Raw genomic sequence first — 12,666 nt, forward strand, 5'->3', positions numbered from 1 at the left:
ACTCTACACCAGCTGTAAGATTAAGCCCCGCAGACTGGGCCACAGCAGCATCCATAAGACCACGCATCTGATCCGCATCCGTGCTGTAGCCCTGAAGAAAGCGTTGCCCTGTACTTTCCATAATCTGTTGCTGAATGAGCCGATTTTCATAGTAGGCATCACCAAGCAGGACGACCTGCTGATGGTCCATATTCAAACCAATACGGCTCAAAAAGTAGTCTGATCCATAAAAATTGCCGAGCTTCGTGAGCAGCGGGTTTGTTTCAATAAGATAGTGGTGGCCAGGTGAAGCCACATACTGAAACATAGAACTGCTGCCCAAGGTTTGAATGGCCTCTGCGACTGAGCCAGGCTTGCTGGTTTGGGGAATTTCGGCAGGATTATTGCCTGTTAATGGAGAGGCGTAATCACGGTCAGCCAGATTTTGTATGCTCACACCTGTAATTTTTACGATTTCACCTGTGAGTGAGGCCGTAAAAGGCGTCAGAACAGAACGAGATACAAAATTACCCTCTGGAGCGTAATGGTCCAGGTCGCCATCTTCATCATCATGACAATATGAAACGTGGTCGTAGCTGTTCTCGTAAACAGCGTAACTTTGATTGCGCAGGCTCGACCTTGCGAAAATCTGTAATTCCTTTCCAGCGGCCATATGACTGGCAGAATTCAAAATCGTATCTGCTTCAATACTGATGTTATTGTCAGCCATAATGACCGAAGCCGCCGTGGCACTGACAAAATAATCACGGTAAACATTCAATGTATGGCTTTCCCACCACCGTTCGTCTCCATCCCCCCAACCGATGTTCTTATCCCAGTGCTGCCCAGACGTATGCTGTGCATCACGCGAAATGTTTATACTCAGGCGTATGTTATCCAAAGTTTTCGCCACGATGGTAATGCTTTTTCCAGAAGATATAGTGCCAGAAGCATTGCGCACGCTGTTATTGCCCAGGGCATCGGCGCTAAGTATGTTCAGGTTGTCCTCAGCCCTGATTTCGCTCAATTCATTATTGAGCAGCTGTGCTGTTGCTATGGTCATGACTGCCGAGGCATGGATGAGTGCAGCGCGCTCCTGGCCTGACAAAGAACGTACATTATCTACAGATTTTGCACTGATGATAAGATTTTCACCGGTTGAAATGGTGCCGGAAGCATTACGGACAGTATTGTTATTTTGATTACTGACGCTGAGAACATGCAGATTGCCTTCAGCCCTTATATCACTCAATTCATTGTTAAGTTGCAAGGCAGTGGCAATCACCATATCTGCCGAAGCATAGATAAGTGCGGCGCGCTCCTGCCCTGACGAACCCATACGCACATTATCCACAGATTTTGCGATGATGCTGAGATCTTTACCGGAGGAAACGGTGCCAGAAGCATTGCGTAAGGTATTAGCTACTTGACCGTCTGCACTGGTAATCAGCAGGTTTCCCTCAGAACGAATGTCACTTTGCTCATTGTTGACCAGCCCTTTGGTCGCCAGTGTCATATCGCCTTTCGCGTAAAGTAATGAAGATTTTTCTTCTGGCGTTCCAGTGCCGCTTGTACCCTTTTTCAGATGGATGGCATCTGCTGAGACATTCAAATCTTTTTCCGTGGTAACACTCCCGCCTGCCAATTCAACCGTGCCATTTGAAGCGAGCACAGCATTGCCGCCCGAAGCCGCTTCGCGCAGGCGCAGTTTTCCATCAGCAGTGATCACCATCTGATCAGTACTCTGCACGGCACCTTCGAGGTTCACGCCCACGCCCTTTTCAGTGGCTATGAGAGTTATACGGTTGGCATACATGCCTCCCAGCGCTGAAGAGTCAATGCCCACAGCAGGAGTATCCGGCGTTGTTCCCTCATCGTATGGAGTGACGGTGCCGTCAGTGCCTACGCGATTTTTACCGCTCACAATGGAGACGTTTTTGCCACGTACCTGAGCTTCGACCTGAGCCGTCCGGGCTAGCAGGGTAAATGCGTCCGTATTATCGGCATTGATGCCCGTGCCTTCGATGTGAATATCCCCTTGGCGGACATCATGACCAACAAGAGCACCAGAGGAATCAACCTGTGGCACCCCCGTACTGAGAGTTGCGCGCGGCGCGTTGATAAAGCCACCGCCATTGACGGTTATACCATTGGGGTTGGCTAAAATTACATCGGCTGCGCGCCCGCCTACTTCAATATAGCCCTCAATCCGCGAGCGGTTGGCACTGGTAACTTCATTCAGAATTACCCTAGCTTCGGCCCCGATGTTGCCGTTAAAATTGGGGTTGCCAGCTATGACGCCACCAAGTTGCGTGTTAGTGGCATCATGACTGTTGTTCAGGATCAAACCCTGATTTTTAACATTAAAATCATGATACTGATTGTGTGAAAGCCCTGAACTGTTTGGCGCTGTAATGTTGACCAGCGGCACACCATTGGAAGCAGTATCTATAGAAGGACGTTTGTTGGCAGGGGCATTGGGGTCTGGCGTCACGCCATTGGCAAAAACAATGGATGCCATAACAGGTGATAAAATGAGCTGGGCGGACAGTACAGCACACAAAACCGTATTAATTTTTCGCTGAAATTTCATTTTGCTATCCCGGTTTCTTTTAAAAAGTATACCGCACGGTCAGATACCAAACACTGTCTCTGTCCTTGACATAGCTCGGGGCGGAAAGCGGTGTGGACCATGTGGCCTGTATAGCAAGCGGACCACTTGTGCGGACACCCAGCGCCACTCCTTGCAACTCGCCCCACTCATAAGGATCTTTGGAATCCCGCGTAATCCCGCCGTAGTCATAGGCTCCAAATATCTGCACTGGGCCAAGCTGTGACCTGCCAACTGGTTCAAGCCATTTTTCCGGCACTGTCCAGGCAAGTTCACTGCGCGTATAGCCGCCGCAATCACCGCCAACAGGGGTTTCTCTGAATCCACGTACCGTGTAAGGACTACCCAGATAGAGCCGTTCCGAACCGTACATGGTTTGCTCACTGGTTTGGCCGTATGCGGACAAATTCAATGACCATTGCTGTTCACCAATCTGGAATGGGCGATACCAACCCAGATTGCCTGTTGTTTTGCTGAAGGCTGTATGTGGCGTAGTTGAACTTTCAGGTCCAGGTACGCTCCACGACATAGTAGGTAGGCCCCATATCTGCTCTGCCTGCATGGTTAACACCCCACCCAACATGCGGCGTACGTAGCTGGCCACAAGCCCCGATGTTGTCAGCCGATAGCTGCTGGAAGTGAGGCGAACCCCCTCAAAGCGGTTCACAACGTCTCTATACTGAATAAACGTGCCCAGAGATAACTTGCTGTTATTGTCGCGCCAGACAACCCTGTCCAAGGCTACCCGCAAGGCTGAAGTAGAACCGTTGCTGGTATAGGCCTGATTCAGCCCATATACCTGCGTAGAATAATTAAAACGGCTGGCGCTTCCACTGAGTAGCCAATACCCAAAAGGGATAGAAAACAGGCCAGTTACGCTTTCGCTAAAACCTTCCCGGTCGTTATCAGTCTGATTTAAAAATTCTGGAGCAACACCTGTATAATACAAGGAAACCTGATCGTTACAGCCAATCAAGTTATCCTTTTCAAGACCAAGCGTGTATTGTGAACGGCCAGTGTTATCCTGACCGAGATTGTCAAAGCCTACACTGGGGCGCCATGTGCGTTCCTGAATATTATCAATGATAACTTTACTGCTGCCCAATTGGGTGCCAGGAGCAATAGACATTGTAGCGCGGTTTGACGGCAGACGATTCATCTGATCCAGACCTTGCTCAATATCGCGGAGGTTCAGAACAGATCCTTTAACAAAGGGAAAAACTGAGAGAAGTTGTTTTGAGGCCATCGTGGATTTAGGTGACATTTCAATGGATTCCACCCGCCCTTCCACAACTTTTATGTGCAGAGTACCACTGGAAAGATCCTGTGGCTCAAGTACGGCGCGTGAGCTTACCAAGCCTTCTTCAGTATAAGCATTAGTGATTTCTTGTAGTATTGTATTGATATCGCCGAGAGTCAGGCATTTGCCTTCGTAATGGGCAATGATAGATTTTAGCTTGGAATTGGAAAGCAGCGTCACACCTGAGACTGAAATTTTTTCAATCAGGATGCACTGCGCTCCTGCATCCTGAGGCTGCTCGGGCTGTTTTGCCTTTTGTTCTGGCGGCAATGTAAATAAACTACTTCGCTGCTGCTCTTCGAGCTGACGCAATTTCTGATCAAACAGCTCAGTATTTTGTTCAGGCCGAAACTGGGCCCCATCTCTTGTAGCAGCCTCTGCAAAACCCTGAAAAATGATAAACAATGCTAATAAATATAGGCATATTTTTTTCATTGAACGTTCATATAAAAATACATAAACCTATTCAAATGGTCATATTTCATGCTCTGCTAAAAAAAATTAAACCAAATAAGATAGTTATCTAATAATTTTTGCTATATAAAATATCTTATATTAAGATAGTAAATAATTACAATCAGATAATAGTCGAAAAAATTTGAAAGTTTTTTTCAAATTCTCGATTTTAAAAAACTGAAAACCTTTTTGGCAAGGCCAGCATCTTGGGAACCCAAAAGCGCTTATACTAGAGCTAATTCAATAACATACTTTATTGGAAAGAGTTTTTTATTTTGCGCAATGCTTTTTTCACGGCAAGAAAGGTGAAAACTATTTGGCTCTTCCTGTATCGGACCTAAAAATCTGGCCCCCGTTGGCTGATAACGTTTTTACCCATGAAAAACCTGAAACATTATAATAAATATGTTACTAAGTCACATAAGCCACCAACTTCGCCTCCCTCCGTACCGCTCACTGTATATCGCTAACACTCCAGTCAATTGAGCGATCACTGAAACCTTTAATAAATCCTCTGAGCTTTAGTTCCCATTCTACTCCTGATTTCCTGATCGGCAATAGATGAAGAAGCGTAATTCACGCTTCAATCTTTCTTTGACAGGTTGCTGCAAGGGCGTGGCACGTTATGAATGAGACATGCCAAGCCATAAACATCAATATATCCGTGACAGTTTTCAGTGCCTGCTCTCATCACATGCTGGCTTCTTCAAAAAAAGCGTCTGGCTGCAAAATAATCACTTCCGAACTGTTTCTGTCAAAATCCCATATACCTTCAGCCTGCCACTGGCGCATCACCTTGTGGATGGAGGTACGGTGCATGCCCAACAAGTCCGCCATTTCGCGGTAGGACATGTCGCGGTGGGCACGTAATGGATTTGACCCCGGCACAATTCGTGAGGACAGGTACTTGCAAACTCTGGTCAAGGGCGATTCCATGCTGAGTGATACAAGATGCTTCGCCAATAGCTCGACCTTTTTGGAATAACTCTGGCAAAGATTGAGCAAAAGCTCTGGTTTTTCCCTACCCAAGGCTTCAACATCTTGTCTGGAGAATGCATGCAAGTAACAATTCTTTGTACTTTCATGATAAAATCTGACTCGCCGTGCAGGAAAACGGCTTATCATAGAGCTTGATTCAAAAAGTATGGTTTCATTAAAGCAGCAGCCATTACCCAGGTACCACAATGTCTTTTCGTTACCTTTGGCGTCCAGAGCCATCAATCGCACCCTGCCGCTAAGAAGGTAGTACATCAGCGGCGGATCATCACTGAACCTCCAACCCTTTCCCCACCGCCGAGGCTTGTCGCTAACTACCTTTCCCCAGCATTCATTATGCTTAAACAATTCTATAAAAGACATGATTCCCTCCTGTGCAAAGAGGTTCTATTCTGTATTTGAGTCCTACCATAACCATAATAAGAAGCATGTATAGCGCCACTTTATAATGACAAATTTTAAAATAAATCAAATAGTTACTACTTATCATGCGTAAGAGTGTAACATGAACAACGTCAGCGCTTGTTCATAAAAGAACGTTACCCCCCTTTTTTTGTGAATATTGTTGCACGAACTACAATTTTTACTGACAGCCAAGGCTAATGTGCAAGCCACGAGAAGGCTTGGCGACAGTAAAGGAAGAAACAAGCCCGATTGTGTAAAAAATAACCTTGCCGAAAGGAGAGTTACATGGGCCATCCGACTATCTATCCTACAGGAGTTACAGTTTATAATCCGGAAAAAGCATGGAGCGGCTTCACTATTCTGCAAGCTCCCGATAACGGTGCTTTACTGATTGGCATGAATGGGCACGAAGTTCGTATGTGGAAGGATCTGCATGGCTTTCCTAATAAAATGTTTCCCGGTGGCATGCTCATGGGCAGCACTGGCACCCGTCATCCCAAGCACGGACTGCAAGATCAACTTGACCTTGTGCAGGTTGATTGGGACGGTAATATCGTGTGGAAATTCGACAAGGCAGAATTCGTAGAAGATCCCGGTACTGAAGGCCGCTGGATGGCGCGCCAGCATCACGATTTTCAACGTGAAGGCAGCTCCACAGGCTACTATGCCCCAGGTCAGGAGCCCAAGATTGATTCAGGCAACACGCTTGTTTTGTGCCATAAAAATACCGTCAATCCCTACATCAGCGACAAAATGCTTGTTGATGACGTCATCTATGAAGTTACCTGGGACGGTGACATCGTTTGGGAATGGAACTGTGCAGACCATGTAGAAGAAATGGGCTTTACCGAAGCAGCCCGCAACGCTATGTGCCGTGACCCCAACTTCCGTGGGGGCACCATAATGGAAAATGCCCCAGGCGTTGGCGACTGGATGCACGTTAACTCCATGTCCACACTTGGACCCAACAAATGGTTTGATGCAGGCGATGCCCGTTTTCACCCAGACAATATTATCATTGACGGACGCGAAACCAACATCATCCTGATTTTGGACAAAAAGACGGGCAAGGTTGTTTGGCAGCTTGGCCCCGATTATGACCGCACCCCCGAGGAAAAAGCCATCGGCTGGATTATCGGCCAGCATCACGCGCATATGATTCCTCGCGGTCTTCCTGGCGAGGGCAACATTTTGGTGTATGACAACGGCGGCTGGGGCGGATACGGCAACCCCAACCCTGGTGCTCCCCGTGGTGTCAAGGCTGCGCAGCGCGATTATTCCCGCATCCTTGAGATAGACCCTGTGGCTATGAAGATTGTGTGGCAGTATACGCCGCATGAAGCTGGTTTCCTTGTTCCGCTTGACGCCTACCGCTTTTACAGCCCCTTCATCAGCTCGGCGCAGCGCCTGCCAAACGGCAATACGCTGATATGTGAAGGATCTGACGGGCGTGTATTTGAAGTCACCGCCGAACATGAAATCGTGTGGGAATATATCTGCCCCTATAAAGGGCACATCAGCCTGCCAATGAACTGGGTGTACCGTGCATACCGTCTCCCCTATTCGTGGGTACCCCAGGCCGAAGTTCCCCAAGAGAAAGCCATTGAGCCAATGAGCGTAAAAGACTTTCGCGTAGCTGGCGCAGCACCCTTTGGCGCCATGTCCACGGTCAAAGTCAAGGGCACCATTGGCTACTACAGCGGCGCTGGTCACTGCGTGGCTGCTACCGAATAAGCCGTCTCCATACCCAACCCCATTGCCTGGAGACCCCGGATCTGCCGCCGGGGTCTCTTTTTTGTTCTGGCAGTTGCAACTACGTATTATCCCAATTTACCCACAGACAACCATGCAGTTGCAATCCAGTATCCATCGGCGTGCAGAAGAGGTGAGCCTGCTCTGTCTGCCTGACTGCGGGCGAAACAGTATGAAACTGGCAGATTAAATACTCGCAGCCAGCTTTTGCGTTGTTTGTGTGGTATGGCAGTTTGCTGGGAGGCTAACCATAACAAGGGCCCCTTGCGGCAAATTTAATTCGCCGCACGGGGCCCTACTACTGGATATAACTACTAGAAGGTATAGCGGAACGACACAGAAACGCGCCAGTTATCGTTAAACTGTGAGTCTTCAGCACCGCGCCACGTATCTGAATCCAGGTGCAGTTTAACGTAAGCCCCTTCCAGGTTTACCTGAAGATTTTCATAAATCTTATAGGTATTGGAAAGGCTCGCTTCCCAAGCATGGTCGGTTGTCGTCAGATAGGCCATAGGCCCGTCTGCTCTTGTAGGGTAAGAAATCATATTGGCCTTACGCGGCATATCCGAGCTGTTGGTACCGTGAAAATAGGCAAGTTTGAGGGTGTGCTGCAGATCATCAATGAAGCTCACATCTTTGATGCTGCCCACAAATCCCATCATGCCGCCGGGGTTATGACCCAACACCTTCCAGGAATCCAGGTCAAAAAAACCGCCGCCAAAGCCCAAGGGCGTCACCGGCCACGGCGTGTTGAAAACGGGCAACCGCTCAGAGCCATTATATGGATTATCGTCATCACCGCTGCCATACCAGGCCAGCACTCCCGGCGTGCCCCAATCGAGCTTGTAATCCACCCGCATGGCCGCATACCAGCCCTGCCGAAGAAGCTGAAAGGTTTTACCCGCGGCCTTGGGATCAAACTGGGTGTAGTTCTTTAATTCGCCCATATCCACACGGCCATATGTGCCTTCAAAGGCAACATCCCAAGGCTCCCACTGGCTCAGATTGACCGTCAAACCACCCCACCAGCCATTTCCCCAGGTATTGCCGGCATTGCGGTAGTTCTTTTCGAACGTCTGAAAGTAATTCATGCCGCTACCAAGTATGGGCATAAGCCCGCCACGGGGCGCGTAGACAGCAGGTTCGCGCTGAGAGGCATTGTCATTTATGCCGCGCAGGCTGTTTTCTCCGATCAGGGCGTACATTCCCCACGGTGAAATCTTTATTCCTTCTGCCTTTATCGGCAGGACGAGGGCAAAGACATCCAGATTATCCAGGTAATTTTTTTCAAGACGTCCGTCCTGGGTATTCTGGGAATTGTCATTGTAGGGTCTGCCCCAGAAAAATGTGGAACCAACAGAAAAATCATTATTTTCGTAAACTGGAGAGTTGACCGTAACGCCGGACGTAAACTGCCCGTACACGGCGCTCCAATCGGTTACGAAACCAGGCAATAACAAAGGCTGTATGCCCATTCTGATCTTGGCTTCAGTTTGCGGCACACGCCAATCAATATAGGCAGCACGGACGCCCACGACATTACTGCCGTCACTTCCTAGAGCCGCACCATCCTTGGCTGATCCCCAATACTGACCATTTGTGCCCACGGTAACGAGCAGACTACCTGACAAGTTTTCACTGGCTACAGCGTCCAGTTGAAAACGCAGGCGCTGCAAAGCTTGAAAAGAATCACTTCCTTTCACGCCAAGCGGAATAACGTTGGAAGTTTCAAAACTGACGTCAAAGGCCCCCTTAACCTTAAAATCCACGGCATTGCCCCGAACCGCAATCAACATGAACACGGCACAGAACAGCAGACAAAACAGTTTGCTGCCAAAAGTTTTCATGGCTTCTCCTGTGAAAATAGGTGCACCCCCTGCACCCCCGCTTCATTCACAGGACAATGGCTTTTTAATTTTTTTACATGTGTCGCCTAGGCAACACTTTTCGCAAATAATCCTTTTTTTCACATAATTGTTTATTGCTTCTCCACAAAATATGGAAAAGCTTGGTTCAAACCATAATAAATTTATAAAAAATGAAAAAATGTTGCTCAGTCTACAACAATACGCGACTAACTAGTTAATAAAAGTACAACCTCCTGCTCCCGTTGAAGTTGAAGCTTTAGCCAACACTCAAAATTCATGCATAAATCCTAGCGCCAAAGGAAAAACCCATGCCAGGCCAAGAGAGAATACGCAACAATTACTTCGACGGACTTCAAGTCACGGGTCGCCATAAAGCTGTATTTTTCATTATTATGGTGGCCTATTTTTGCGAACAAATGGACAACTGGAACTTCGGTTTTATCGCCCCGGCCCTGATGCAGCACTGGGGGCTGACCATGCGTGACATTGGCACCGTCACTTTTTGGTATTTTACTGCTATGACATGCGGCGGCTTTGTAGGCGGGTTCATATCCGATCTAATTGGGCGCCGGAAAACATTTCTTATTGCTATAACTCTGTTTTCAACGGCGTCCATCATCAACGGATTGACGGACAATTTTCATATTTTTGTAGCTTCACGGGCTCTTACGGGATTTGGGGTATTTTGTCTTATGGTTTGCTCGCAAGCTTATATTGCTGAAATGGCCCCGGCAGAAAGCCGGGGTAAATGGCAAAATCTTGTAGCGGGTGTCGGCTTTTGCGCCGTGCCCGTCATCGGTATGCTTTGCAGGGCGATTATTCCACTGCATGAAGAAGCATGGCGCTACATATTTTATCTTGGCGGCATGGGCTACATCGCTCTGTTTGTCGCCTGGAAGTATCTGGATGAATCCCCACGCTGGCTGGTAAGCCGTGGGCGCATCAAGGAAGCGGAATATGTAATGCGCGACCTGACCCACCAGGATATTGACCTTTCTGAAGCTGCCAGCAAAGGCGCTACCCAAAAGCCGCCCATGCGCGAAGTACTTTTGGGCATGATCAGCCAGAAGTACATTAAAAGAACACTGGTCATCCTTGTGTTGGTGCTCTGCACCAACCCCGCTACGTTCGTAGTAACAAACTGGACTGCCACGCTGCTCAAGGCCCACGGTTTTACCCTTGAAGAATGCCTGATGGCGACAACCCTCATCTCAATCGGCGTTCCTTTGGGCCTCTTCGTCTCCAGCGCCTTTACCGATATGGGCGGTCGCAAGATACCTTTGGTCATTATGCTGGCTGTAATGGCAGTGCTGGCTCCCATATTTGGCAATGTCAGTTCTTACTGGACCGTTGTAGGCGTGGGCGCACTGCTCACTGCCTTTGTTATGGGCCTGGGATTCACAATTTTTTCATACACTGCGGAATCCTATCCAACTCATTTGCGCAACACCGCCACGGGATTTCATTCTTCCATAGGCCGTCTTGCAGTAGCTTTTTCCCAGCCGCTCATTCCCATAGTCTACGCAACATACAGCTTTGATGGCGTGTTTTACATATTCAGCGCGCTTTGCGTTGTACCGGCTATTGTGCTGGCCCTGTGGGGTGCCCGCACGGGCGGCAAGTCTCTCGAAGATATTGCCTGACCTCCTAACCAAATCTACTTCAGACTGCCGGGCGGGCAGATTCATCATTAATACCTGCCTGCCCGGCTCACTTAATTTCAAGGAGAATGCCGTGAGCATCACCCTTTACACCGCACCCGACTGTATTCGATGCAAAATTGTTAAAAGCTTTCTTGCCGAACACGGGTTGAACTACGACACAGTTGATTTCAAGGCCGATGCGCAAGCATTTAACACGTTTTACCGCTCCAACCGCAAATCAATCTACCGCAACCCTGAAGGTGTGGAGTTTCCGCTTTTTGATGATGGAAAGGTTATCAAGCAAGGTTCAGGAGAAATCCTGGCCTACCTGCTTTCCGGCCAAATTCTCGAGTGCTGCGTGACCCGAAGCGACATGCTGCACGGTAAGATTTCGGGCATTTACCCATCCCAGTGCCCTGACGGACAAGAAGAGAACATGCTCACCCTCGTTGACCGGCTTGCAAAGGGCGGCCTGCAGGTATGGCTGCAAGTGGATGGACGTAAGCCTGCGCTGCTGCAAAAGATTTTGGAAAACAAAGATGTACGCGTCATTCTTAATGTCGTGGGAGGAAGCGCCAGCACAGTGCGCACCTTGGGCGGTGCCCCCACCAAGAGCGAGTTTGCTGAAACCATAGACCTAGTGCGGAATGCGCCCGAGGGCATCATTCGCTTTTTCGCAGTTCCCCATCCGTTCGAGGATGGCACATGGTCCTGGCCTGACAGGTCCGAAGCCATCGCAGCGGCTCAAATGGTAGCCGAGGCTTGCAACTTGCCTACCCTGCCCTACAGCATCGGCGCCGTCACGCCAGGTATGGCCTGGGATATGCGAGGCCTTGAGGCTCTGCCGGAACAAACACTGCTCATATACCGTTCCGCTTCACGACAATTTCTGTTCAAGGCCGACATCGCCAAGTAAGAGGATCATATAGTGCAATCATTTGACGTTATTGTAATTGGCGGCGGGCCGGGCGGAACTGCCGCGGCCCGTATTCTGGCACAGGCAGGCAAAAAAGTAGCACTGATTGAAGACAAGCACTGGGGGGGCACCTGCCTTAACGCAGGCTGCATTCCAACAAAGATGTTGCTTGGGGCAACTGCCCCGCAAAGTCTTTTGCATGCCCAGGAACGTGTGCGTATTGCCCAAGGCTCTATACAGGTTGACTTCACTGCCCTGCAAAATCGCGTCGCACGCTTTACCAAGGGAACAAGCCAGACTCTTGCCAAAACGCTGCTCGGCCTTGGCATTGCTCTTATTGAAGGTATTGGTGTTTGCGCGGGACAAAAGGATGGGCTGGCCTGCGTACATGTCACTACTGACGAAGGCCTTACTGAGCTGAAAGGAAAGAAGGTAATTCTGGCTTGCGGCACATCATCCGCAAGCTTTCCCGGCCTTACGCCCGACCACCACAATGTTCTGGACAGTACGGATCTTTTGCGTATTTCGGCTGTCCCAGAAAGCCTTATTGTAGTGGGCGCAGGAGCTATCGGATTGGAAATGGCAGACTTTTTTTCAGCTATGGGCAGCGCCGTTACTGTAGTGGAGGCCGCTCCACACATAGCGCCTACAGAAGACGCAGATATAGCCAAAGAAATGCTTCGTGCCCTGACCAAAAAGGGCATTACCTGCCATGAAGGAACAAAAGCCAAGAATTTAAT

General features: G+C 49.0%; 8 protein-coding genes. 4 read left to right on the plus strand and 4 right to left on the minus strand.

The features are described from left to right. The 3 genes from QM579_RS13360 to QM579_RS13370 form a co-directional block, all read right to left on the minus strand. The coding region (locus tag QM579_RS13360) for a filamentous hemagglutinin N-terminal domain-containing protein (protein WP_414999622.1) at positions 1–2,500 on the minus strand (2,500 nt) is incomplete at its 3' end. A 91-nt stretch (positions 2,501–2,591) separates the two neighbouring features. Further along, the gene (locus QM579_RS13365; RefSeq protein WP_414999623.1) at positions 2,592–4,325 is read right to left on the minus strand and encodes a ShlB/FhaC/HecB family hemolysin secretion/activation protein; all 1,734 of its coding nucleotides are present in this window, start codon (positions 4,323–4,325) and stop codon (positions 2,592–2,594) included. A gap of 711 nt (positions 4,326–5,036) precedes the next feature. Next, complete coding sequence (locus QM579_RS13370; protein ID WP_414999624.1) at positions 5,037–5,705, minus strand: Crp/Fnr family transcriptional regulator; 669 nt, start codon at positions 5,703–5,705, stop codon at positions 5,037–5,039. Between the two features lie 327 nt (positions 5,706–6,032). On the opposite strand from QM579_RS13370, the gene QM579_RS13375 reads away from it, so the two are divergent. Next, a complete protein-coding gene (locus QM579_RS13375; RefSeq protein WP_414999625.1) occupies positions 6,033–7,481 on the plus strand; it encodes an aryl-sulfate sulfotransferase in 1,449 nt (482 codons plus the stop codon). Positions 7,482–7,813: 332 nt separating this feature from the next. Here the strand turns inward: QM579_RS13375 and QM579_RS13380 are convergent, their stop codons facing one another. After that, positions 7,814–9,346: an outer membrane homotrimeric porin gene (locus tag QM579_RS13380; RefSeq protein ID WP_414999626.1), complete on the minus strand. Its 1,533-nt coding sequence runs from the start codon at positions 9,344–9,346 to the stop codon at positions 7,814–7,816. 329 nt (positions 9,347–9,675) lie between these two features. Here QM579_RS13380 and QM579_RS13385 point away from each other — a divergent pair, with 329 nt between their 5' ends. From QM579_RS13385 to QM579_RS13395, 3 genes are all read left to right on the plus strand, one after another. After that, complete coding sequence (locus QM579_RS13385) at positions 9,676–11,010, plus strand: MFS transporter (RefSeq protein WP_414999627.1); 1,335 nt, start codon at positions 9,676–9,678, stop codon at positions 11,008–11,010. 91 nt (positions 11,011–11,101) lie between these two features. Beyond that, positions 11,102–11,926, plus strand: coding sequence for a glutaredoxin domain-containing protein (locus QM579_RS13390; protein ID WP_414999628.1), 825 nt, complete (start codon positions 11,102–11,104; stop codon positions 11,924–11,926). A 12-nt stretch (positions 11,927–11,938) separates the two neighbouring features. Continuing rightward, positions 11,939–12,666, plus strand: a 728-nt coding sequence (locus tag QM579_RS13395) for an FAD-dependent oxidoreductase (RefSeq protein WP_414999629.1), incomplete at its 3' end; no start/stop codon positions are given.

Source organism: Desulfovibrio sp. (genome assembly GCF_047607245.1).
Taxonomy (GTDB): domain Bacteria; phylum Desulfobacterota; class Desulfovibrionia; order Desulfovibrionales; family Desulfovibrionaceae; genus Desulfovibrio.

Excerpts from the sequence above, each read along its gene's own strand:
- QM579_RS13365 (WP_414999623.1), bottom strand. The coding sequence starts at position 4,325 with ATGAAAAAAATATGCCTATATTTATTAGCATTGTTTATCATTTTTCAG.
- QM579_RS13370 (WP_414999624.1), bottom strand. The coding sequence starts at position 5,705 with ATGTCTTTTATAGAATTGTTTAAGCATAATGAATGCTGGGGAAAGGTA.
- QM579_RS13375 (WP_414999625.1), top strand. The coding sequence starts at position 6,033 with ATGGGCCATCCGACTATCTATCCTACAGGAGTTACAGTTTATAATCCG.
- QM579_RS13380 (WP_414999626.1), bottom strand. The coding sequence starts at position 9,346 with ATGAAAACTTTTGGCAGCAAACTGTTTTGTCTGCTGTTCTGTGCCGTG.
- QM579_RS13385 (WP_414999627.1), top strand. The coding sequence starts at position 9,676 with ATGCCAGGCCAAGAGAGAATACGCAACAATTACTTCGACGGACTTCAA.